Annotated in this window: 21 protein-coding genes and 2 pseudogenes; 7 read left to right on the top strand and 16 right to left on the bottom strand. The window is 68.7% G+C overall.

Annotation, left to right across the window (positions count from 1 at the left end; genetic code table 11):
* Positions 1-73 precede the first annotated feature (73 nt).
* Positions 74-223, top strand: a pseudogene (gene arfA / locus EA796_RS13360) (alternative ribosome rescue factor ArfA); the annotation flags it as partial.
* Between the two features lie 80 nt (positions 224-303).
* Positions 304-1587, top strand: coding sequence for a lytic murein transglycosylase (locus EA796_RS13355; protein WP_122108948.1), 1284 nt, complete (start codon positions 304-306; stop codon positions 1585-1587).
* On the opposite strand, the gene EA796_RS13350 is transcribed toward EA796_RS13355, so the two are convergent.
* A complete protein-coding gene (locus EA796_RS13350) occupies positions 1584-2024 on the bottom strand; it encodes a GFA family protein (protein WP_021441834.1) in 441 nt (146 codons plus the stop codon). The two genes, EA796_RS13355 and EA796_RS13350, sit on opposite strands and share 4 nt — an antisense overlap.
* Before the next feature lie 13 nt (positions 2025-2037).
* Positions 2038-2982: a carbon-nitrogen hydrolase family protein gene (locus tag EA796_RS13345; protein ID WP_122108947.1), complete on the bottom strand. Its 945-nt coding sequence runs from the start codon at positions 2980-2982 to the stop codon at positions 2038-2040.
* Between the two features lie 98 nt (positions 2983-3080).
* Between EA796_RS13345 and EA796_RS13340 the strand changes: the two genes are divergently transcribed.
* Together EA796_RS13340 and lipA are read left to right on the top strand one after the other, a co-directional pair.
* The gene (locus tag EA796_RS13340; RefSeq protein WP_122109100.1) at positions 3081-3776 is read left to right on the top strand and encodes a helix-turn-helix domain-containing protein; all 696 of its coding nucleotides are present in this window, start codon (positions 3081-3083) and stop codon (positions 3774-3776) included.
* Positions 3777-3933: 157 nt separating this feature from the next.
* On the top strand, positions 3934-4986 hold the full coding sequence (gene lipA / locus EA796_RS13335; protein WP_122108946.1) for a lipoyl synthase: 1053 nt from the start codon (positions 3934-3936) through the stop codon (positions 4984-4986).
* A gap of 117 nt (positions 4987-5103) precedes the next feature.
* Here lipA and lipB read toward each other — a convergent pair whose 3' ends face one another.
* From lipB to EA796_RS13280, 11 genes are all read right to left on the bottom strand, one after another.
* On the bottom strand, positions 5104-5721 hold the full coding sequence (gene lipB, locus EA796_RS13330) for a lipoyl(octanoyl) transferase LipB (RefSeq protein ID WP_122108945.1): 618 nt from the start codon (positions 5719-5721) through the stop codon (positions 5104-5106).
* Positions 5721-5999, bottom strand: a complete 279-nt coding sequence (locus tag EA796_RS13325) for a DUF493 domain-containing protein (RefSeq protein ID WP_021441829.1) — start codon at positions 5997-5999, stop codon at positions 5721-5723. Before EA796_RS13325 ends, lipB begins: the two co-directional genes overlap by 1 nt.
* 54 nt (positions 6000-6053) lie before the next feature.
* Positions 6054-7217, bottom strand: coding sequence for a D-alanyl-D-alanine carboxypeptidase family protein (locus tag EA796_RS13320; protein WP_021441828.1), 1164 nt, complete (start codon positions 7215-7217; stop codon positions 6054-6056).
* A gap of 111 nt (positions 7218-7328) precedes the next feature.
* On the bottom strand, positions 7329-8342 hold the full coding sequence (locus tag EA796_RS13315) for a septal ring lytic transglycosylase RlpA family protein (RefSeq protein ID WP_021441827.1): 1014 nt from the start codon (positions 8340-8342) through the stop codon (positions 7329-7331).
* A complete protein-coding gene (gene mltB / locus EA796_RS13310; RefSeq protein ID WP_031302533.1) occupies positions 8339-9343 on the bottom strand; it encodes a lytic murein transglycosylase B in 1005 nt (334 codons plus the stop codon). The genes EA796_RS13315 and mltB overlap by 4 nt, the downstream gene beginning before the upstream one ends.
* 17 nt (positions 9344-9360) lie before the next feature.
* The gene (gene rodA / locus EA796_RS13305) at positions 9361-10461 is read right to left on the bottom strand and encodes a rod shape-determining protein RodA (protein WP_178082564.1); all 1101 of its coding nucleotides are present in this window, start codon (positions 10459-10461) and stop codon (positions 9361-9363) included.
* Between the two features lie 38 nt (positions 10462-10499).
* A complete protein-coding gene (mrdA, locus tag EA796_RS13300; protein ID WP_021441824.1) occupies positions 10500-12389 on the bottom strand; it encodes a penicillin-binding protein 2 in 1890 nt (629 codons plus the stop codon).
* A gap of 14 nt (positions 12390-12403) precedes the next feature.
* A complete protein-coding gene (rlmH, locus tag EA796_RS13295; RefSeq protein ID WP_021441823.1) occupies positions 12404-12871 on the bottom strand; it encodes a 23S rRNA (pseudouridine(1915)-N(3))-methyltransferase RlmH in 468 nt (155 codons plus the stop codon).
* Between the two features lie 9 nt (positions 12872-12880).
* On the bottom strand, positions 12881-13234 hold the full coding sequence (gene rsfS / locus EA796_RS13290) for a ribosome silencing factor (protein ID WP_031302530.1): 354 nt from the start codon (positions 13232-13234) through the stop codon (positions 12881-12883).
* A gap of 67 nt (positions 13235-13301) precedes the next feature.
* Positions 13302-13979, bottom strand: a complete 678-nt coding sequence (nadD, locus tag EA796_RS13285; protein ID WP_122108943.1) for a nicotinate-nucleotide adenylyltransferase — start codon at positions 13977-13979, stop codon at positions 13302-13304.
* Positions 13979-15244: a glutamate-5-semialdehyde dehydrogenase gene (locus EA796_RS13280; protein WP_122108942.1), complete on the bottom strand. Its 1266-nt coding sequence runs from the start codon at positions 15242-15244 to the stop codon at positions 13979-13981. Before EA796_RS13280 ends, nadD begins: the two co-directional genes overlap by 1 nt.
* Before the next feature lie 302 nt (positions 15245-15546).
* Here EA796_RS13280 and EA796_RS13275 point away from each other — a divergent pair, with 302 nt between their 5' ends.
* Positions 15547-16776, top strand: a complete 1230-nt coding sequence (locus EA796_RS13275; protein ID WP_122108941.1) for an alpha/beta fold hydrolase — start codon at positions 15547-15549, stop codon at positions 16774-16776.
* A gap of 40 nt (positions 16777-16816) precedes the next feature.
* On the opposite strand, the gene EA796_RS13270 is transcribed toward EA796_RS13275, so the two are convergent.
* On the bottom strand, positions 16817-17671 hold the full coding sequence (locus tag EA796_RS13270; RefSeq protein WP_122108940.1) for a class I SAM-dependent methyltransferase: 855 nt from the start codon (positions 17669-17671) through the stop codon (positions 16817-16819).
* 65 nt (positions 17672-17736) lie between these two features.
* Between EA796_RS13270 and EA796_RS13265 the strand changes: the two genes are divergently transcribed.
* Both EA796_RS13265 and EA796_RS13260 read left to right on the top strand, forming a co-directional pair.
* On the top strand, positions 17737-18453 hold the full coding sequence (locus EA796_RS13265; RefSeq protein ID WP_031303449.1) for a DNA-3-methyladenine glycosylase: 717 nt from the start codon (positions 17737-17739) through the stop codon (positions 18451-18453).
* A complete protein-coding gene (locus EA796_RS13260) occupies positions 18450-19766 on the top strand; it encodes a bifunctional DedA family/phosphatase PAP2 family protein (protein WP_122108939.1) in 1317 nt (438 codons plus the stop codon). The genes EA796_RS13265 and EA796_RS13260 overlap by 4 nt, the downstream gene beginning before the upstream one ends.
* Positions 19767-19774: 8 nt before the next feature.
* Here the strand turns inward: EA796_RS13260 and EA796_RS23730 are convergent, their stop codons facing one another.
* On the bottom strand, positions 19775-20503 hold the full coding sequence (locus EA796_RS23730) for a methyl-accepting chemotaxis protein (RefSeq protein ID WP_371921471.1): 729 nt from the start codon (positions 20501-20503) through the stop codon (positions 19775-19777).
* A gap of 135 nt (positions 20504-20638) precedes the next feature.
* A pseudogene (locus EA796_RS23725) lies at positions 20639-21661 on the bottom strand (cache domain-containing protein); the annotation flags it as partial.
* Between the last annotated feature and the right edge of the window lie 2 nt (positions 21662-21663).

Raw genomic sequence — 21663 nt, 5'->3', positions numbered from 1 at the left:
GCCTGGACATTTTCTGTACAGCGGCGCATAGTCCGCCACGCCTGCATCCACGCAGGTCTGCAGAGGAACCCGCATGAGCAAGAAAGCCGCAAAGCGGCCCAACCAGGCCAAATCCATCGTCGCCCAGCCCCTGTTCCGTTCCCGCCAGGAACGACCGCAGAAAGGCAAAGGCAGCTACCGCCGCGAAGCCTCCCAGCACAACTGGGAGGCTTCTTGCTTTATGGGCCGGGAAAATGCGTCGATGGCCCTGTTCGCGGCGTCGGCATGCTAAGGTAGCCGCCTGCAAAACGCTTCGAGATAGACATGTCGCCCCATTTCCCGCGCCGCGCTCTGGCCACGGCCATGCACCTGCTGCCCCTGCTCCTGCTGACCGCCTGTGCCCAGGCACCGGCCGAGAACCTGCCCACCACGAGCAACGCCAGCGCCATGCTCGCCCCGATCCCGGCCGAGCCGATCGCGCAGCCCGCGCCGAGCTTCGCCGAATGGCGCCAGGCCCTGCGCGACGAAGCGCTGGCCGCCGGCATCGACGCCGCCCTGTTCGACCGCGTATTCGCCGCCATCAGCCCCGACCCGGCGGTGCTCAAGGCCGACAGCAGCCAGCCGGAATTCACCCGCCCGGTGTGGGAATACCTCGACGGCGCGGTGTCCGCCAGCCGCATCGGCCGCGGCCGCGTGCTGCTGGCCCAGCACAACGCCGTGCTGCAACGCATCGAGCGGCAATATGGCGTCGAAGCCCAGGTGCTGGTGGCGATCTGGGGCCTGGAGAGCAACTTCGGCAGCAATATCGGCAGCCACAGCGTGATCCGCTCCCTCGCCACCCTGGCCTTCGAGGGACGCCGCCAGGGCTTCTGGCGCAGCCAGCTGCTGGCCGCCCTGCAGATCCTGCAGCACGGCGACATCGCCGGCGAGCGCATGATCGGCTCCTGGGCCGGCGCGATGGGCCAGACCCAGTTCATGCCGACCACCTACAACCAGCACGCGGTGGACTTCGACGGCGACGGCAAGCGCGACCTGTGGAACTCCTCGAGCGACGCCCTGGCCTCCGCCGCCCACTACCTGCAGGCCTCGGGCTGGCAGCGTGGCCAGCCCTGGGGCTTCGAGGTGCGCCTGCCGGCTGGCTTCGACTACGCCCTGGCCGACCCGGAGCAGCGCCGCAGCCTGGCCGAATGGGCCGAGCTCGGCGTCCGCCCGATCGCCCCGACCGGCGCCGCCGCCAGCGCCCGCGCCAACCTGCTGCTGCCCGCCGGCCATCGCGGCCCGGCCTTCCTGCTGCTGGACAACTTCCGCAGCATCCTCAAGTACAACAACTCCACCTCCTACGCCCTGGCCATCGGCCTGCTCGCCGACAACCTGCTGCGCCCCACCGAAGTCCAGGGCAGCTGGCCGCGCGGCGAACGCCAGCTGGGCCGCAGCGAGCGCATCGAGCTGCAGGAACTGCTGGCGATGAACGGTTTCGACCCGGGTCCGGCCGACGGCATCATCGGCGCCAATACGCGCAAGGCGATCCGCGCCCTGCAGCTGCAGCTGAACTGGCCGGCGGACGGCTACCCCAACGAGGAACTGCTCAAGCAGTTGCGCGGGCGCTAGGCGGATTCGTCCAGGAGCCTTCCCGAGCCGCCCATCGGCGCCGGCAGGTCCCTGAACTTAGGCAGGCCGTCGGCGATGGCCAGTACCCGTTCCTGATAGTGCACATGGACGCTGGGCCGAAACTCCAGACTCGGCAACAGTGCGGCGTAGACGTCAACCAGGCCGGCCTGCGGATGCTCGGTGAACAGGTGGCCACCACAACGGGTACACCAGTGCCGCCGGCTGCCGGGAGTGCCGGCATAGCAGCCCAGGTGTTCCGCGCCCTGCAGCAGCTCGAAGTCCTGCGGCCGCCACAGGCTGAAGGCATTGACCGGGCCGGCCGACCAGTGTCGACAGGATTCGCAGTGACAGAAACCCATGGCTTGCGGCTCACCGCGGACACGCACCTCGACGGCGCCACAGAAGCAGCGCCCCACATGTGCCAGCTTCTCGTTCATCACTCGCACCTCCTCAGCAATCATCGACAAAGCGCAGCGCCTGCGCCGGGTTTCTATGCACTTTCAGGTCGAAGATATCGGGCCGGCCGTAGTGACCGCTCACGTCCAGGGTGCGCCGCGCCGGGGCAACCCGGGCGGCGTCGATATCGGCATAGAGGATGCCTTCCTCGCGATGCATCGGCCCTGCCACCACCTTGCCGCCTGGATCCACAACTACCGAGTCGCCATCGTTGATCCACTCTTCGGGGTCCGCGAACAGCTGCTCACGCCCCGGGAAATCTGCCGGAATATCGCGGCCACGCAACAACGAACCGCTGCCCAGCACCCAGCAACGCCCTTCCAGGGCGATGTGGCGCATGCTGCACAGCCAGCCCTCGCCACTGTCGTAGGTAGGCGCCAGATAAACCTCCACACCCTGGGCGTAGAGCGCGTAACGCGCCAGGGGCATATAGTTTTCCCAGCAGATCAGGCAGCCCACTCTCCCCACCGGGGTGTCCACTACCCGTAACCCGGAAGCGTCGCCGAGCCCGTGCACCATGCGCTCCGGATTGGTCGGCATGAGCTTTCGGTGGTGGTTCTTCAGCTCGCCGTCGGTGCCGATCAGCGCCACGCTGTTGTACAGCGTGCCACCGCCCAGGCGTCGCTCACACTCATGGAAACCGCACACCAGGCTGACTCGCCACTCGCGTGCCACCTGACACAGGGGCTGCAGGTCACCGGCGCCGAGGTCGATCGCATTGGCCTGCAAGCGGGCATGCAACTGGCTGCTCAACGCGCCATCGCGCCCCGGTGCCAGGCGCCAAATCCACGAGGGATAGCCGGGGATGTAGAGTTCCGGCAGCACCACCAGCTCGGCGCCGGTGGCTGCGGCTTCCTCTACCGACTGCAGCGCACGCTCCAGACTCGCCTCGCGGTCGAGCAGCACCGGTGGGCGTTGGATGATTGCGATTCTGCTCATGACCTGATCCTCGTTCGGACTGGAGGTCCCAGCCTGAGACTGGCGAAATGCCCCGGCTAGTCCAGAATCTGAAGTGTTGGCGAGCGGAGGTGGGCGAGGTGGAAGACAGCTATGGCCAGTTCTGCACCGTGGCCCGCGGCGCCGAGGCTCTCTGCGAACGCTGGACGCCCCTGGTGATACGCGAGCTGCTGTGTGGCAGCAAGCGTTTCAACGAACTGCATCGCGGCGTGCCACGCATGTCGACCAGCCTGCTCGCCCAGCGTCTGCGCCACCTGGAAGAAATCGGCGTGATTCGCCGCGAAGCGGCGGGCAAGGTCTGGAAATATCACCTGACCGAGGCGGGCGAAGAGCTGCGTCCGGTGATCATGGCGCTCGGCCAGTGGGGCGCACGCTGGATAGGCAGCCGCTTGCGCGACGACGAGCTGGATGCCGGACTGCTGATGTGGGATATCCGCCGCTTCGTCCACCTGGAGCTGTTCCCGGCGCAACCGGTGATCATCCAGTTTGACCTGCACGATGCGCGTCCAGGGGAACGCCACTGGTGGCTGGTGGTGGAAGCCGGAATCGCCGACCTGTGTCGCGACGATCCCGGCCAGGTACCAACCCTGTTGCTGAGGTGCAGCGTGCGTACACTGACTGAGATATGGACCGGCGATCGCGACGCGCAGGATGCCCTGCACAACGACGACGTGCAGGTGGCGGGCCAGGCCCTTTTCGCCAGACAGCTCTGGGCCTGGCTGGGCACCAGCGCCTTCGCGCCGCTACGCCGGGCACATCGCGGCTCGACGAGCTGACCCCGCGCAGCCTCGGCTCACCGCGACCTGAATGCCTCACAGCGCCTGCCTGGCGCAGAGCGGTCGACTGTCGGCAGGACGTCCGCCGCCCCCTTCTGTGATAAACTGCCGGCCGGCCGCAAGCCCCTCGGGGCCTCTACCGGAGTCCAGATTGCCGATGTCAGACACATCCTCGCCCAAACCCGTTGCCAGCGGCGACAAATTCCGCACCGCTCAGGGCATCACCGCGATCAAGGATGGCCAGAAGCGCCGCGCCTCGGCCGAGCCCCAGGTGTTCGAGCCCAAGCCCAAGTGGCTGCGGGTCAAGGCGCCCGGCGGCAGCCGCTTCGAGGCGGTCAAGCGCAACGTCGGCGAACATCGCCTGAGCACCGTGTGCCAGGAATCGCACTGCCCGAACATGGGCGAGTGCTGGTCCAACGGTACCGCCACCATCATGCTGATGGGCTCGGTATGCACCCGCGCCTGCCGCTTCTGCGCGGTGGACACCGGCAACCCGAACGGCTGGCTGGACCTGGAAGAGCCGCAGAACACCGCCAAGTCGGTGGAGCTGATGGCGCTGCGCTATATCGTGCTGACCTCGGTGGACCGCGACGACCTCGACGACGGCGGCGCCAGCCACTACGCCGCCTGCGTGCGGGCGATCAAGGACAACACCCCGCAGGTGGTGGTGGAAGCCCTGACCCCCGATTTCGACGGCGACCTGTCGGCCATCGAGAAGGTGGTGGACTCGGGCCTCGAGGTATTCGCGCAGAACGTCGAGACGGTCAAGCGCCTGACCCACGTGGTGCGCGACCCGCGCGCCGGCTACGAGAAGACCCTGGGCGTGCTGGCCCACGCCAAGCGCCACCGTCCGGACGTGCTGACCAAGACCAGCCTGATGCTCGGCCTGGGCGAGAGCGACGAAGAAATCATCCAGACCATGGACGACCTGCGCGCCATCGGCGTGGACATCCTCACCCTCGGCCAGTACCTGCAGCCGACGCGCAACCACCTGAAGGTGCAGCGCTGGGTCAGCCCCGAGGAATTCAATCGGTTCCGCGATATCGGCCTGGCGAAAGGCTTCATGGAAGTCGCCGCCGGCCCGCTGGTGCGCTCCAGCTACCGCGCCGACCGGGTGTTCGAGAAGAACAACCTGGGCCTGGCCGCGCCGGTACCGGTGCCCGGCCAGGAAGTCGACGCCAGCCTGATTCCGGCGCTGAATCTGAACTGAGCCAGCTCTTCACGACAAACGAAAAAGGGACGCCTCGGCGTCCCTTTTTCGTTGCTCAGAGCAGGGTGCGCCGTACGCACCACTGGCTCGAGGCCGGATCTTCGGTGAACGCGCGACCTAGGAATATCCCAATCTATGGCGCAGCGCCTGCTCCAGGCGCTGCGCCACCTCGTCAAGCGCAGGCGGCGATGGCAGCAGATCGCGCATCTGCACCATCTTCAGCCCGGCGTAGCCGCAGGGGTTGATGCGCAGGAAGGGCGTCATGTCCATGTCGACGTTCAGCGCCAGGCCGTGGAAGGAGCAACCGCGGCTGACCCGCAGGCCCAGCGAGGCGATCTTGTCGCCGGCCACGTACACACCCGGCGCGTCGGCCTTGGGCGCCGCCGCGATGCCATAGCCGGCCAGCACGTCCACCAGGCTCTGCTCCATGGCGGTGACCAGCTCGCGCACGCCCAGCTCGAGGCGGCGCAGATCCAGCATCAGGTAGGCCACCAGCTGGCCGGGGCCGTGGTAGGTGACCTGGCCGCCGCGCTCGACCTGGATCACCGGGATGTCGCCCGGCGCCAGCAGGTGCTCGGCCTTGCCGGCCTGGCCCTGGGTGAACACCTTGGGGTGCTGCAGCAACCAGATCTCATCCGGCGTCTGCGCATCGCGCTCGCTGGTCAGTCGACGCATGGCCTCCAGGGTCGGTTGATAGTCCACCAGCCCCAGACGGCGAACGACGAGCTCGGGCACTAGAGCACCATATGCACGCGGCCGGTGGCGCGCAGGTCGACATGGATGGCCTGCAGCTGCTCGACGCTGGTGGCGGTGATCAGCACCTGCACCGAGAGGAAGTTGCCGTTGCGGCTGTCGCGCATCACCAGGGTGGAGGCATCCAGATCCGGCGCATGGCGCTGGATCACTTCGATCACCAGATCGGAGAAGCCCTCGCCGGCGGTGCCGATCACCTTGATCGGGTAACGCTCGCAGGGGAATTCGATTTTCGGGGCTTGAACGTCGCTATCGGTCATGGCTTGTGCCCGTCCAGGAAAAGGGCCGCGCCGGGCTGGCGCGGCCGGGCGCTATCAGTTGAACAGGCCGAAGAAGAACAGACGGATGCTGTCCCACAGGCGGCGCAGCAGGCCACCTTCCTCGACGGCTTCCAGGGCCACCAGATCGGCGCTGTGCACCACCTGCTCGCCCAGTTTGACCTCGACCTTGCCGATCACGTCGCCCTGCTGGATGGGGGCGATCAGCTGCGGGTTGAGGGTCATGCCGGCCTGCAGTTTTTCCAGCTGGCCCTTGGGCAGGGTCAGGGTCAGGTCCTCGGCCAGACCGGCCTTGACCTGGCGGCTGGCGCCCTTCCACACGTCGGCCTGGGCCAGTTCGGCGCCCTTCTGGTAGAAGGTGCGGGTCTCGAAGAAGCGGAAGCCGTAGGTCAGCAGTTTCTGCACCTCGGCGGCGCGAGCCTGCTCGCTGACGGTGCCGAACACCGCGGCGATCAGCCGCTGGCCGTCGCGCACGGCGGAGGCGACCAGGCAGTAGCCGGCTTCTTCGGTGTGGCCGGTCTTCAGGCCGTCGACGGTCTTGTCGCGCCACAGCAGCAGGTTGCGGTTGGGCTGCTTGATGCCGTTCCAGAGGAACTCCTTCTGCGCGTAGATGGCGTAGTGGGCCTGGTCCTCGAAGATGATGGCGCGGGCCAGCTTGGCCATGTCGTGGGCCGAGGAGTAGTGCTCCGGATCCGGCCAGCCGGTGGAGTTCATAAAGTGGCTGTTGGTCAGGCCGAGACGCTGGCCATGGCTGTTCATCATGTCGGCGAAGGCCTCTTCGCTGCCGGCGATATGCTCGGCGATGGCCACGCTGGCGTCGTTGCCGGACTGGATGATGATGCCGTGCAGCAGGTCGTCGACCGAAACTTCCTTGCCCACCTCGATGAACATCTTCGAGCCGCCCATGCGCCAGGCCTTCTCGCTGATGCGCACCAGGTCGCTTTCCTTGATCTGGCCGCGATTGATCTCCAGTGTGGCGATATAGGCGGTCATCAGCTTGGTCAGGCTGGCCGGCGGCAGGCGCTGATCGCCATTGTTCTCCACCAGCACGTTGCCGCTGGCGGCGTCCATCAGCACATAGGAGGTCGCCGCCAGTTGCGGCGGCGCCGGGATCACCTGCTGCTGGCTGGCCCAGGCGAGCGGCGCGGCCAGTAGGGTCAGGAACAGGGAAGCACGTTGCGCGAAGCTGGTGATATTCATCCGTCTCTCGAAAGTCGTTGCATGGGTGTTGAATGGCCCCGCAGGGCCTGCGCTCGATCCGCCGCAAGCGGCGGACCTGGGGTTAGTCCGGCAAATGCCGGTTAAGTGCCATCAATCGGCACGCACCAGGGTCGGCTGACCCAGGTTGGCCAGGCGCACGCTGCTCTGCAGCTGCTCAGCCTCGCCCTGGCTGCCGATCGGGCCCAGCCGTACGCGATGGAGAATCTGCTGGTCGCGCACCACTGAGCTGATGAACACCGGGGCACTCACCGTCTGGCTCAGCTTGGCCTTGAGCAGCTCCGCAGCGTCCGGATTGGCGAAGGCTGCCACCTGGAGATACAGGCCAGAGGCTGCGAGTGAATCGTTTTTTTTTGCGTCGATCTGCACCGGCAGCACGGCCGCGGCGTGCTGCGCCGGTGGCGGCGAATACTGCTCGAGCACCTGCGGCAGCGGCTGGGCCACGGGCTGCGCCACGGCGGCCTTGGCCGGCTGGCTGCCCGCCAGCACCAGCGGTACCGGACGGCCCTGCTGCGCCCACCACTCGTGCGGGTCGATGCCCTCGACCTTGACCCGCGCGGTGCCCTTCTCGGCATAGCCGAGCTTCTTCGCCGCGGCGAAGGACAGGTCGATGATGCGGTCGGAGTAGAACGGCCCGCGGTCGTTGACCCGCAGGATCACCGTCTTGCCGTTCTCCAGGTTGGTCACCCGCACGTAGCTCGGCAGCGGCAGGGTCTTGTGCGCCGCGGTCATGCCGTACAGGTCGTAGGTCTCGCCGTTGGCGGTGGCCTGGCCGTGGAACTTGGTGCCGTACCAGGAGGCCGGGCCCACCGCCTGGTAGCGACGGGCGTCCTGGATCGGGTAGTACTGCTGGCCGAACACCACGTAGGGGCTGGCCTTGACCGGCCCGTAGTGCGGCATGGGGATGGCGTCGGGAATCCGCGACACGTCGACGTCCCACCAAGGCGCGCCGTCCTTGTGCGGGCGGTTGAAGTCGCCCGGCCCGGAAATCCCCGCCGGCGCGCTGGGCGTCGCCACGGTTTGCGGCGCCCGCTTCGACGAGCAGCTCGCCAGCAGCAGCGCGGCGGCCACGCAGACGGCCAGCGGCAGCAGCTTGCAGCTGTTCATCGCTGCCCCCGCGCGTCGACCAAGAGTTCGGCAAGCTGGTTGACCGCCATGGCGTACATCACGCTGCGGTTGTAACGGGTGATGGTGTAGAAGTTGGGCAGGCCGAACCAGTATTCGTCGCCCTCGGCGCCTTCCAGGCGGAACGCGGTCACCGGCAAGTCGTCGGCCAGCGGATCCTGCGCCTGCCAGCCCAGTGCGCGCAGCTCGGCGACCGTCTTCACCGGGTCCAGGCCCTGGGTCAGGCCCTCGTCGACGCGCGCGCCGCTGGCCTGGACGCGACTGGCCACCTGGCCGCCGGCCTGCCAGCCGTGGCGCTTGAAGTAGCTGGCGACGCTGCCGATGGCATCGGTCGGGTTGCTCCAGATATTGATATGGCCGTCGCCATCGAAATCCACCGCGTAGGCGCGGAAGCTGCTCGGCATGAACTGCGGCAGACCCATGGCGCCGGCGTAGGAGCCTTTGAGGCTGATCGGGTCGACCTGCTCCTCGCGGGTCAGCATGAGGAATTCACGCAGCTCCTTGCGGAAGAAGGGCGCGCGCGGTGGGTAGTCGAAGGCCAGGGTGGACAGTGCGTCCATCACCCGCCAGCTGCCGGTGTTGCCGCCGTAGAAGGTTTCCACGCCGATGATGGCGACGATGAACTGCGCCGGCACGCCGTACTCGGCCTCGGCCTTGTCCAGCGCGGCCTGGTGCTGGCGCCAGAAGTCGACGCCCTGGGCGATGCGCTTGTCGGTGATAAAGATCGGCCGGTAGTCCTTCCACGGCTTGACCTTCTCCGCCGGGCGCGAGATGGCGTCGAGAATCGCCTGCTTGCGCTCCACCTCGGCGAACAGACCGAGCAGTTGCTCGCTGGCGAAACCGTAGTCGCGGGTCATTTCCTCGACGAACTCGGCCACCTGCGGCGAGCCGTCGTAGTCGGCGGCCAGTGCCTGGGCGCCGGATACCCCCGCCAGGCCGATCCCCAAAAGCGTTCGAGCTGCCCAGCCGCGCAGTAGATGCATTGAATTCATTACCCCAATCAAACCTGTGCGATCCACTTTCTATGGGTGTGGATCGCCATCAAGACCCCAAAACCTGACAGTAGCGTCACCAGATGGGTTCCGCCGTAACTAATGAACGGCAGCGGCACCCCCACCACCGGCAACAGGCCGCTGACCATGCCGATGTTGACGAACACATAGACGAAGAAGGTCATGGTCAGCGCGCCCGCCAGCAGCTTGCCGAACAGCGTCTGCGCCTGGGCGGTGATCACCAGGCCGCGCGCGATCAGCAGCAGGTACAGCAGCAGCAGGCAGACGCCGACCAGGCCGAACTCTTCGGCGAGCACGGCAATGATAAAGTCCGTATGGCTTTCCGGCAAAAAATCCAGGTGCGACTGGGTGCCCAGCAGCCAACCCTTGCCCAGCACGCCGCCGGAGCCGATGGCCGCCTTGGACTGGATGATGTTCCAGCCCGAGCCCAGCGGATCGCTCTCCGGGTTGAGGAAGGTCAGCACGCGGCGCTTCTGGTAGTCGTGCATGACGAAGTACCACATGCCCACCGCGATCGGCACCACCGCCGCCACCGCGCCGACGATCCAGCGCCACTGCAGACCGGCCATGAACACCACGAAGGCGCCCGAGGCGAGGATCAGCAGCGAGGTGCCCAGGTCCGGCTGCTTGAGGATCAGCACGAAGGGCACGCCGATCATCGCCAGGCAGACGAGCACGTGCCTGGGCCGCGGCGGCAGGCTGCGCTTGGCCAGGTACCAGGCGACCGTCATCGGCATGATGATCTTGAGAATTTCCGAGGGCTGGAAGCGGATCACCCCGGGAATGTTGATCCAGCGCGTGGCGCCCATGGCGGTGTGGCCCATCACCTCGACCACCACCAGCAGGCCGACGCCGCCCAGGTAGGCCAGCGGCACCCAGCGCGCCATGAAGCGCGGATCGAACTGGGCGATCACCAGCATGCCGGCCAGGCCGATGCCGAACGAGGTGGCCTGCTTGAGCAGCAGGTCGACGTTCTTGCCGCTGGCCGAATAGAGGATGAACAGGCTGCCGGCGCCGAGGATCAGCAACAGCAGCAGCAGCCAGCCGTCGATATGCAGACGCTGCAACAGGCCGGCCCGGCGGCGCAGCACGTCCTCGTCGGACAGGGTACGGTCGAAATTGCTCATCATCGTTGACTGACCTCGGCGCTCTGCGCCGGTGCGTATTCGGCCTTGAGCTGGCCGCCGTCGTCCAGCAGCCAGGCGTCCATCACCTGCTTGACCACCGGCGCGGCCACGCCGGAACCGGACTCGCCGTTCTCCACCATCACCGCCACGGCGATCTGCGGGTTCTGCGCCGGGGCGAAGGCGACGAACAGGGCATGGTCGCGGTGGCGTTCCTGCAGCTTCTCGCGGTCGTACTTCTCGCCCTGCTTGATCGCCACCACCTGGGCCGTGCCGCTCTTGCCGGCGATGCGGTAGACCGAGCTGTCGCCGACCTTGCGCGCGGTGCCGCGGGCGCCGTGCAGCACCTGCTCCATGCCGCGGATGCCATAGTCCCAGAACTTCGCGTCGCGCAGGACGATGTCCGGCAGCGGGTTGGAATCGACCGGCAGCGCGCCGTCGATGCTCTTGGCCAGGTGCGGGCGAATCCACTTGCCGCGGGTGGCCATCAGCGCGGTGGCCTGGGCCAGCTGCAGCGGCGTGGTCTGCATGTAGCCCTGGCCGATGCCGAGGATCAGCGTCTCGCCCGGGTACCAGGGCTGGCGGTAGCGCGCGCGCTTCCAGTCGCGCGACGGCATCAGCCCGGCGGTTTCCTCGAACATGTCCAGCGCCACGCGCTGGCCCAGGCCGAAGCGGCTCATATAGGCGTGCATGCGGTCGACGCCCATCTTGTGCGCCAGGTCGTAGAAGTAGGTGTCGTTGGAGCGGGCGATGGCCAGTTCCAGGTCGACCCAGCCGTCGCCGCTGCGGTTCCAGTTGCGGTACTTGTGGCTGTGATTGGGCAACTGGTAGAAGCCCGGGTCGAATACCCGCGAGGTGGGCGTGACCACCCCGGCATCGAGGCCGGCCACCGCCACCATCGGCTTGATGGTCGAACCCGGCGGGTAGAGGCCGCGCAGCACGCGGTTGTACAGCGGCTGGTCGATGGAGTCGCGCAGCTCGCCATAGGCCTTGAAGCTGATGCCGGTGACGAAGGGGTTGGGGTCGAAGCTGGGCTGGCTGACCATCGCCAGCACCTCGCCGGTCTGCGGCTGGATCGCCACCACCGCGCCGCGGCGCCCGCCCAGGGCGTGCTCGGCCGCCTCCTGCAGGCGCACGTCGAGGCTCAGCACTATGTCCTTGCCCGGCTTCGGGTCGATGCGGTTGAGCACCCGCAGCACCCGGCCGCGGGCGTTGGTCTCGACTTCCTCGTAACCCACCTCGCCGTGCAGCTCGTCCTCGTAGAAACGTTCGATGCCGGTCTTGCCGATATGGTGGGTGCCGGCATAGTCGGTGGGATCGAGGCGCTTGAGCTCCTGCTCGTTGATCCGCCCGACATAGCCCACCGAATGGGCGAAATGCTCGCGCTGCGGGTAGTGGCGTACCAGTTGCGCCGCCACCTCGACGCCAGGCAGGCGGAACTGGTTGACCGCGATGCGGGCGATCTGCTCCTCGGACAGCTCGAACAGGATCGGCACCGGCTCGAACGGCCGCCGCCCCTGGCGCACGCGCTTCTCGAAGAGGGCGCGCTCGTCCGCCGACAGCTCCAGCACCTCGACCACCACGTCCAGCACCTGCTGCCAGTCGCCGGCGCGCTCGCGGGTCACGGTGAGGCTGAAGCTGGGGCGGTTGTCGGCGATGATCACGCCGTTGCGGTCGAAGATCAGTCCGCGGGTAGGCGGAATCGGCTGCACATGGATGCGGTTGTTCTCCGCCAGGGTGGTGTGATGCTCGTACTGCACCACCTGCAGGTAGTACATGCGCGCCACCAGCACGGCGCTCAGCAGCAGGATCGCGACGCCGCCGACCAGCACGCGCCGGCGCACCTGGCGGGCGTCCTTTTCGTGATCCTTGAGGCGAATCGGCTGCGGCATCGTGGCTTACTTGGTCACTTGTGGTACGGATGGCCGGACAGCACGGTCCAGGCCCGGTAGATCTGTTCGCCGAGCAGGATGCGCACCAGCGGGTGCGGCAGGGTCAGCGGCGACAGCGACCAGCGCTGCTCGCTGCGCGCGCAGACCTCCGGCGCCAGCCCTTCCGGGCCGCCGACCATGAGGTTGACGGTGCGCGCATCCAGACGCCAGCGGTCCAGCTCGGCGGCCAACTGCTCGGTGCTCCACGGCTTGCCATGGACCTCGAGGGTGACGATGCGTTCGCCCGGCTGCACCTTGCTCAGCATCGCCTCGCCCTCCTGACGGATCAGACGGGCGACGTCGGCGTTCTTGCCGCGCGTGTTCAGCGGGATTTCCACCAGCTCCAGCGGCAACTCGGCCGGCAGGCGCTTGACGTACTCCTGCCAGCCCTCCTCGACCCAGCGCGGCATGCGCGAACCGACGGCGATCAGCTTGATCCGCACGGTTCGCGCTTACTCGGCCGAGTGCTGAGCGCGGCTCTGCTCGGCGCCCTGCCACAGGCGCTCGAGGTCGTAGAACTGACGCGCGGTGGGCAGCATCACGTGGACGACGATGTCGCCCAGGTCGAGCAGGGCCCATTCGCCGCTGTCCAGGCCTTCGCTGCCGATCGGGCGCACGCCGCGCTCCTTGACCTTTTCCAGGACGTTGTCCACCAGCGCCTTGACCTGACGGCTGGAGCTACCGCTGGCGATCACCATGAAATCGGTGATGCTGGTCTTGTCCTTGACGTCGATCACGGTGATGTCGCTCGCCTTGATCTCTTCCAGCGCCGCGACGGCGATCTTGACCAGCTCGTCGCTGGGCATGCTGTGCTTCTTCATAAATGACTCGTTTGCCTCGTGTAATGGGACGCCTGCGCACATGCGCGACGCTTCAAGCATGCGGCGCAGAATACAAACCCTGCGCCTGGATATAGGCCAGTACCGCATCCGGCAGCAGAAAACGCGCCGATTTGCCGGCCGCCAGCAACTGGCGAATCTGCGTGGCCGACACCGCCAGCGGGGTCTGCCAGATGAAACTGATCTGCCCGCCCGGCCCCTGCAGGCTCAGCGGGTCGCTGACGCTGCGCGCCGCCAGCAGGTCGCGCAGCGCCTCCGGCGCCTCGCTGTCGGCATCCGGCCGCTGCAGCACCAGCAGGTGGCAGTGGTCGAGCAACTCCTGCCAACGGTGCCAGCTCGGCAGGCCGCAGAAGGCGTCCCAGCCGAGCAGGAGAAACAGCTGGTCGTGCGCGGCCAGCTCGCCACGCAGCGACTCCAGGGTGTCCACCGTGTACGACGGCTTGTCGCGCTTCAGCTCGCGGTCGTCGACCTTGAGCCGCGGCTCGCCGGCCACCGCCAGCTCGACCATGGCCAGACGCTGCTCGGCGCTCACCTGCGGCGCCTGGCGATGCGGCGGGCGCGCGCTGGGCACCAGGCGCAACTCGTCCAGGCCCATGAACTCGGTCACCTCCAGCGCCGCGCGCAGGTGGCCGATATGCACCGGATTGAAGGTGCCGCCGAGCAGGCCGATGCGTCGGGCGGCGCTGCCCCGGGCGTCGTCAGGCTTGGCCATCAGGTGCGAATATGTCCGTCGCCGAAGACCACGTACTTCTCGCTGGTCAGGCCCTCCAGGCCGACCGGACCGCGGGCGTGCAGCTTGTCGGTGGAGATGCCGATCTCCGCGCCCAGGCCGTACTCGAAACCATCGGCGAAACGTGTCGAAGCGTTGACCATCACCGAGGCGGAGTCCACCTCGGTGAGAAAACGCCGCGCATCGCTGAAGTTCTCGGTGATGATGGCGTCGGTATGCTGCGAGCCATAGTGGTTGATGTGCTCGATGGCCGCCTCCAGCGAATCGACGACGCGAATCGCCAGGATCGGCGCGTTGTACTCGGCGAACCAGTCGTCCTCGCTGGCCACCAGCACGTCGCTGCCGAGCAGCTCGCGGGTGGCTGCGTCGCCACGCAGCTCGACGCCCTTGTCGCGGTAGATGGCGGCCAGCGGCGGCAGCACGCGGGCGGCGATATCCTTGTGCACCAGCAGGGTTTCCATGGCGTTGCACGGCGAATAGCGCTGGGTCTTGGCGTTGTCGCAGACGCGAATGGCCTTGTCGAGATCGGCAGCCACATCGACATAGACGTGGCAGACGCCGTCCAGATGCTTGATCACCGGCACCTTGGCATCACGACTGATGCGCTCGATCAGGCCCTTGCCGCCGCGCGGCACGATCACGTCGACGAATTCCGGCATGGCGATCAGTTCGCCCACCGCGGCGCGGTCGGTGGTTTCCACCACCTGCACGCAGGCGGCCGGCAGACCGGACTCGGCCAGGCCCTGCTGGATGCAGGCGGCGATGGCGCGGTTGGAGTGGATCGCCTCCGAGCCGCCACGCAGGATGGTGGCATTGCCGGACTTCAGGCACAGGCTGGCGGCGTCGATGGTCACATTGGGCCGCGACTCGTAGATGATGCCGATCACCCCCAGCGGCACGCGCATCTTGCCGACCTGGATGCCGGACGGCAGGTAGCGCATGTCACGGATCTCGCCGATCGGGTCGGGCAAGGTCGCCACCTGGCGCAGGCCTTCGATCATGCCGTCGATCACCGCCGGCGTCAGCGCCAGGCGGTCGAGCATGGCCGGCTCCAGGCCACTGGCGCGGCCGGCGACCAGGTCCAGTTCGTTGGCGGCGGAAAGCTCGGCGCGGGCGGCATCGAGGGCGGCGGCGGCGGCCTGCAGGGCGCGGTTCTTCTGCGCGGTGCTGGCCCGGGCGAGCACCCGCGAAGCCTGGCGGGCGGCCTGGCCCAGGCGGGTCATGTAAGCGTGCACGGACTCGGTCATGGCGGCGGAGGTCTGACAGTTGAAAAAAGGGGCTGATTATAGCGGGCTCGCGAGGCCGCGCCCAGCGGCGTCCGGTAAGCGGTAGACAAGCCGTTCGCCCAGCCCCCTCGGTAACGCCGCCAGGCCCCTGGCAGCGGGCCTGGCGGTGCGACGGTGACACCCGCCGGCACAGGCCGCCCGAAGGTTGGGTAAACAAAAACCGGCGCAATGTTTACCTTCAAGCTCAGGTTTTGTCCGACAAGATCGCGCCGGCGCAGTCTGCCGCCCGCTTGAGAACAAGAAAAATCGCCGGAGTGCATACCATGCGTTACCGCACCGACTACAGCGCCGCCCTGCTCGCCAGCCCGCCGGCAATCCTGGCCATCGGCGACTGGCGCCTGCACTACCAGGCCTATTCGAGCCGCGAGCAGGACGCCCGCGCGCCGGTGCTGCTGCTCGGCGGCGCCTTCCAGAGCTTTCGCTCCTTCGCCGCCGAGGTCGACGAGCTGCTCGCCGCCCACCCGGTGATCCTGCTCGACCTGCCCAGCCAGGGCGGCAACCTGCAGCTGGCGCCGGAACTGGGCCTGGAGCTGCTGGCCGACCTGATCGCCGCCTTCGCCGAACAGCTGCAGCTGCCGCCGCTGATGCCCATCGGCCTGTCCTACGGCTCGGCGCTGGCCGCACTGTTCGCCGCGCGCCATCCGCAGCGCTGCGCGCGCCTGCTGCTGGCCGGCATCACCGCCTTCGGCCGGCCCGGCGCACGGCTGCTGCTGGAAGAGGGCCTGGCCCTGCTCGACGAGGGCCGCGCCGGCGAATTCGCCCAGGGCGCGCTGACCGGCCTGCTCAACCCGCTGCACCTGGACGACACCGGTATCGCGCCGGTATTTCGCAAGGCCCTGCTGCGGCAGATCCAGCGCCTGAGCCCGGCCGAAGTCGAGCGCTACCGGCAGAACAGCCGGCGCCTGCTGGCCTTCCAGGGCTTTGCCCGCCACCCGCAGTGCCCGACCCTGGTGCTGGCCGGCGAACACGACCATTTCACCCAACCCTGGGAGCACGCCCACTTCGCCGCGGCCTGCGCCCAGGGCGAATGCGCCCTGGTGCACCAGGCCGACCACCTCGCCCAGTTCGAACGGCGCGAGGCCTGCGCCGCGCTCTATCGCCCCTTCCTCGGCGAGCGCCCGCTGCCGGCCCGCAGCCCGGGCAGCACGCGGTTGCCGCGCGAGCGGCTGCTGAGCCTGGACAAGCGCTGCGAACCGCGCCTGGCGCCGCGCCAGCGCCAGGCCGTGCTGCGCCATGCCGACGGCCTGCGTTGGCCGGTGGAGCTGAGCGAGCTGGGCTTCTTCGGCGGCCTGCTGCAGGCCGACCTGCCGACCGAGCTGCCCGGCCGCGGCTGGCAGCTGCTGGCCGGCGAACTGCCGGCGCAGCCGCTGTTACCGCTGCGCCGCGACGCCCGGGGCCTGGCCTTCGTCTTCCCGCACACCGACGCCGCGGCCAGCCAGGCGCTGGCCGCGCTGATCCACCCCGCTCCGCTGCCGGCAGCCGCCTGCGCCTAGCCCGGATGCAACCCGGGCTAGGTAAGCCCCTCGGGCCGCCCTACACCTGCGCCTGAATCACCCGCACCAGCCCGGGCACCCGCGCCGGCGGCAGGCCGAGGCTGAGCGTATCGGCGCTGGGGTCGAAGACCTGCACCGTGGCGAAACCGCAACGCTGGAAGCCCGCCACTATCTCGCCGTGATCGCGGTAGTGCAGCGGGTAGCTGCCGCGGGTCAGCCGGCCGATCAGCTCGACGCCCCAGCGCAGCTGGCGATAGCGCGGATGCTCGCGCAGGTCCGGGTACAGCTCGGTCAGGTAGGTGGCGCCGGCGAAACCGCGCAGCTCAGTGGCCAGGCGGCTCCAGAAGCCTTCGATCAGCGCCAGCGGGAAGTAGTTGACCAGCCCTTCGGTGATCACCAGCACCGGCTGGCGGCGATCCAGCTCGGCGAACAGCGCGGCCAGGCTGTGACGGCCCTGCTCGGCGAGGATATCCACCGCGCGCACCTGGTGCTCGCCACCCAGCCAGCCCTCGCCGTGCAGCAGCAGGCGCTTGCGCGCGGCCATGGCCGGCAGATCCGCCTCGACATAACGCAGCTGCGGATAACGCGCGCAGAAGCGCCGGCCGCGCGGCGACAGGCCGCAGGCGATTTCCACCACCTGGCGCACACCGCCCTGCTCGATGGCGGCGGTGAGCTGCGCATCGATCTGCAGGTGGCGCTGCAGCAGGAAGGCCTCGATATCCAGGCCGAAGCCGACCCGCGCGCCCCAGGTGACGGGCCACAGCAGCTTGTGCACGAAACGGCCGAAGGCGGTGACGAAGGCCGGCTCGGCCAGGCGGTGGCGGTACCAGACGTAACCGGTGTAGTGCGCGGACGGGCTGATATGGGCGCTGCTGGCACGGCTGCGTTCAGGCATTTTTAAGGCTCTTATTGTTATGCTCGCGGCCCAGCCTAAGCCGCCGCGAGCCCCTACGACAGCCCATGCCCACCGAACCCACCCTTAGTTTGCCCTGGCCGCAGGCCCGCCCGCTGGCCGACGCCTTCTTCGACCGCGATGCCCAGCTGGTGGCGCGCGAGCTGCTCGGCAAGGTGATCCGACACCGCGTCGGCGCGCTCTGGCTCAGCGCACGGATCATCGAGACCGAGGCCTATTACCTGGTCGACAAGGGCAGCCACGCCTCGCTCGGCTACACCGAGAAACGCAAGGCGCTGTTCGCAGATGGTGGGCACATCTACATGTATTACGCGCGCGGCGGCGACTCGTTGAACTTCAGCGCCCATGGGCCGGGCAACGCGGTGCTGATCAAATCCGCGCAGCCCTGGCTGGACGCCATCAGCGGAGAACCGGCGCTGGCGGCGATGCAGCGCAACAACCCGGCCAGCGACGGCTCGCCGCGCCCGCCGCAGCGTCTGTGCGCCGGCCAGACCCTGCTGTGCAAGGCACTGGGCCTCAAGGTGGCGGACTGGGACGCGCGCCGCTTCGACCCGCAGCGCCTGTTCGTCGAGGATGTCGGCGAGCGGCCGCAGCGCATCGTGCAGTGCGCGCGCCTGGGCATCCCCCAGGGCCGCGACGAACACCTGCCCTACCGCTTCGTCGATGCCGCCTTCGCCCGCCACTGCACGCGCAACCCGCTGCGCCGCGGCCAGGTCGAAGGCCAGGATTACCGCCTGCTGCCGAACGCAGGAGACGCGCCATGAGCGCCTGGCTGGAACACCTCACCGACTGGCTGGGCGGCAACCCCGAGTGGCTGGGACTGGCCATCTTCCTCATCGCCCTGTTCGAGTGCCTGGCCCTGGTCGGCATCCTCCTGCCCGGCGTGCTGCTGCTGTTCAGCGTCGCCCTGCTGGCCGGCAGCGGCGTGCTGACGCTGTGGCAGACCCTGCTGCTGGCCTATGCCGGCGGCCTGTGCGGCGACCTGCTGTCGTACAGCCTCGGCCGCCGCTTCAAAGAGGACATCCCGCGCCTGCCGCTGCTGCGCCGCCACCCGGAGTGGGTGCTGCGCGCCGAGCTGTATTTCCAGCGCTACGGCATGGCCAGCCTGCTGGTGGGGCGCTTTATCGGCCCGTTGCGCCCGATGCTGCCGCTGGCCGCCGGCATGCTCGGCATGCCGCTGCCGCGTTTTATCGCCATCAGCCTGCTGGCCGCCGCCGGCTGGGCGGTGGCCTACCTGCTGCCCGGCTGGGCCACCGGCGCTGCGCTGCGCCTGCCGATGGCCGAGGGCTTCTGGAGCGAGGCGGCGATTCTGCTGGCCGGCATCGGCCTGATCCTGCTGCTGACGGTGCAGGCCAGCCTGGCCGAGAAGCGCTCCGCCTGCCTGCTCGGCGGCGGCCTGAGCCTGCTCCTGCTGCTGGCCCTGATGCTCGGCTGGCCGCACCTGGACGCCCTCGACCAGGGCTTGATGACCCTGGTGCAGGAGCAGCGCCAGGCCCATCTGGACGCGACCATGGTGCTGCTCACCCGGCTCGGCGACCTGCGCACCCAGCTGGCCGCCGCCATCCTGCTGTGCGGCCTGCTGCTGCTCGCCCGGCAGTGGCGGCCGGCACTGTTCGCCGGCGCCACCCTGCTGTGCACCGCGCTGGCCAACGGCGCACTGAAGAACGGCTTCGCCCGCGCCCGGCCGGACATCCTCAGCGAACCGCTGACCAGCTTCAGTTTCCCCAGCGGGCACAGCTCGGCGGCCTTCGCCTTCTTCCTGGTGCTCGGCGTGCTGGCCGGCCGCGGCCAGGGCGCGCGGCTGCGCCTGGCCTGGCTGCTGCTGGCCAGCCTGCCGGCGCTGGCCATCGCCCTGTCGCGGGTCTACCTCGGCGTGCACTGGCCCAGCGACATCATCGCCGGCGCCCTGCTGGCCTGCGCCGTGTGCGGCCTGAGCCTGGCCGCCAGCCAGCGCCGGCAGACGCTGACGGCGCTACCGGCGCGGCTCTGGTGGCTGCTGCTGCCGGCCTGCCTGGCGCTGCTCGGCGGCATGGCCACCTGGCACCTGTCCGCCGCCGTGCTGCGCTACAGCTACTAGAGAGGCCGCTACAGGCGGAACTTGCCCATCTGCCCGGCCAGGTCGTCGGCCAGGCGGCTGAGGGTCTGGCAGTCCTCGCGGCAGGCGCGCACCTCGCCGGCGGTGGCGTGGGCCAGGTCGGCGATGCCCTGCACGTTGCGGTTGATCTCCTCGGTCACCGAACTCTGCTCCTCGGTGGCCGCCGCCACCTGGGTGTTCATGTCGCTGATCGCCTCCACCTGCGCGGTGATGGCGCCGAGCGACTGACCGGTGCGCTGGCTGGCCTCGACCCCGGTGCCGGTGGCTGCCTGGCCGGCGTGCATCGAGCTGACCGCGGCCTCGGCGCCGTGCTTGAGGCGCTGGATCATCTGCTGGATCTCGTCGGTGGAGGCCTGGGTGCGGCTGGCCAGGGTGCGCACCTCGTCGGCCACCACGGCGAAGCCGCGGCCCATCTCGCCGGCGCGCGCCGCCTCGATGGCGGCGTTCAGCGCCAGCAGGTTGGTCTGCTCGGAGATGCCGCGGATCACCGCCAGCACCTGGTCGATGGACGCCACCTGCTCGGCCAGCTCGGCCACCGCGCCGGCGGCGGTGCCGATATCGGCGGACATCTGCTCGATATGGCCGATGGACTGGCGCACCACCTGGCGCGCCTGCTGCGCCTCGTCGCGGGCGCTGTGCGAGGACTGCGCGGCGCTGCTGGCGTTGCGCGCGATCTCCTGCACGGTCAGGCCCATCTCGTGCACCGCGGTGGCCACCATGTCGGTCATTTCCTGCTGCTGGCCGGCACGCCCGGCGGTGTTCTCCACCACCTGGGCGACCTGGCCGACAGCGCCGCGCAGGCGCTCGCTGGTGGCCAGCACCTCGCCGATCAGCTCCCGCTGGCTGGCCAGGAAGCGGTTGAAGCCACGCGCCAGGTCGCCCAGCTCGTCGCCACGCGACTCGTCGAGACGCCGGGTCAGGTCGCCGCCGCCGCCACCGATTTCGACCAGTGCCTGGGTCACCTGGCGGATCGGCCGCACCAGGCCGCGCGCCAGCAGCACCACCAGACCGAGGAACAGCAGCGCCACGGCGACGCCGATCAGGCTGGTCAGCAGCAGCGCCTGGCGCGCCTCGGCGTAGATTTCCGCCTCCGGCACCTCGCTGACCAGCAACCAGTCGAGGCTGGCGAACTTCTGCGCCACCGCCAGGAAGGCCTCGCCGTCGCGCTCGAAACGCACCGCGCGGCCGTCGCCGAGCAGCACCTGGCGCGCCGCCTCGGCGCCGAACAGCTGCTCCAGCTGGCCGCTGCCGCTGAGCTCGGAGCGCGGATGCACCTTGACCCCGCCCCGGCCGTCGACCAGGAACACCTGGCCGCGCTCGCCGAAGCGGAACTCGCTGATCATCTTCGACATGTCCGCCAGGTCGTAGCCCAGGCCGGAAACGCCGAGGGTCTTGCCGCCCTGCTTGATGCGCTGATTGATGAACAGGGTCGGCTGGCGCGTGCCCTTGTCGATGTCGATTTCCAGCACCCGGTCGCGATCGCCGTCGACCAGGCGATAGAACCACTGGTTCTCCGCCTGGCTGCGGTCGAGGGTGCGCATCAGCCCCTCGCCGGTGGTGTAGTTGCCGCTGGCCAGGCCGACGATGGAGGTGGTCATGGCGTTCTGCTGGGCGCGCACGCCCTCCAGGTAGCGGGCGAACTCGTCGCGCCGCGCCTCGTCCTCGCCGGCCGCCAGCCAGTCCTGCACCAGGCTGTTCTCGGCGATCGAGGCGTTGGCGGTGATCGGCGCGGTGAGCACCCGCTCGAGGTCGTTGCGGATCGCCAGCACGCGCGCCGGCAAGGCCTCCTCCACCAGGTAGCGTTCGGTCAGGCGATCGACCACCGCCGAGTAGATGCCGACCACGATGAGGATGCTGGCCAGCAGGGCGGCGCCCATGC

Source organism: Pseudomonas sp. AOB-7 (genome assembly GCF_003696305.1).
Taxonomy (GTDB): domain Bacteria; phylum Pseudomonadota; class Gammaproteobacteria; order Pseudomonadales; family Pseudomonadaceae; genus Aquipseudomonas.
This window is presented reverse-complemented; position numbering and strand designations above follow the sequence as displayed.

Bases quoted from the DNA above. Each gene is read 5' to 3' on its own strand.
- EA796_RS13355 (WP_122108948.1), top strand. From the start codon at position 304: ATGTCGCCCCATTTCCCGCGCCGCGCTCTGGCCACGGCCATGCACCTG.
- EA796_RS13350 (WP_021441834.1), bottom strand. From the start codon at position 2,024: ATGAACGAGAAGCTGGCACATGTGGGGCGCTGCTTCTGTGGCGCCGTC.
- EA796_RS13345 (WP_122108947.1), bottom strand. From the start codon at position 2,982: ATGAGCAGAATCGCAATCATCCAACGCCCACCGGTGCTGCTCGACCGC.
- lipA (WP_122108946.1), top strand. From the start codon at position 3,934: ATGTCAGACACATCCTCGCCCAAACCCGTTGCCAGCGGCGACAAATTC.
- EA796_RS13325 (WP_021441829.1), bottom strand. From the start codon at position 5,999: ATGACCGATAGCGACGTTCAAGCCCCGAAAATCGAATTCCCCTGCGAG.
- EA796_RS13320 (WP_021441828.1), bottom strand. From the start codon at position 7,217: ATGAATATCACCAGCTTCGCGCAACGTGCTTCCCTGTTCCTGACCCTA.
- EA796_RS13315 (WP_021441827.1), bottom strand. From the start codon at position 8,342: ATGAACAGCTGCAAGCTGCTGCCGCTGGCCGTCTGCGTGGCCGCCGCG.
- mltB (WP_031302533.1), bottom strand. From the start codon at position 9,343: ATGCATCTACTGCGCGGCTGGGCAGCTCGAACGCTTTTGGGGATCGGC.
- mrdA (WP_021441824.1), bottom strand. From the start codon at position 12,389: ATGCCGCAGCCGATTCGCCTCAAGGATCACGAAAAGGACGCCCGCCAG.
- rsfS (WP_031302530.1), bottom strand. From the start codon at position 13,234: ATGCCCAGCGACGAGCTGGTCAAGATCGCCGTCGCGGCGCTGGAAGAG.
- nadD (WP_122108943.1), bottom strand. From the start codon at position 13,979: ATGGCCAAGCCTGACGACGCCCGGGGCAGCGCCGCCCGACGCATCGGC.
- EA796_RS13280 (WP_122108942.1), bottom strand. From the start codon at position 15,244: ATGACCGAGTCCGTGCACGCTTACATGACCCGCCTGGGCCAGGCCGCC.
- EA796_RS13275 (WP_122108941.1), top strand. From the start codon at position 15,547: ATGCGTTACCGCACCGACTACAGCGCCGCCCTGCTCGCCAGCCCGCCG.
- EA796_RS13270 (WP_122108940.1), bottom strand. From the start codon at position 17,671: ATGCCTGAACGCAGCCGTGCCAGCAGCGCCCATATCAGCCCGTCCGCG.
- EA796_RS13265 (WP_031303449.1), top strand. From the start codon at position 17,737: ATGCCCACCGAACCCACCCTTAGTTTGCCCTGGCCGCAGGCCCGCCCG.
- EA796_RS13260 (WP_122108939.1), top strand. From the start codon at position 18,450: ATGAGCGCCTGGCTGGAACACCTCACCGACTGGCTGGGCGGCAACCCC.
- EA796_RS23730 (WP_371921471.1), bottom strand. From the start codon at position 20,503: ATGGTGGCCACCGCGGTGCACGAGATGGGCCTGACCGTGCAGGAGATC.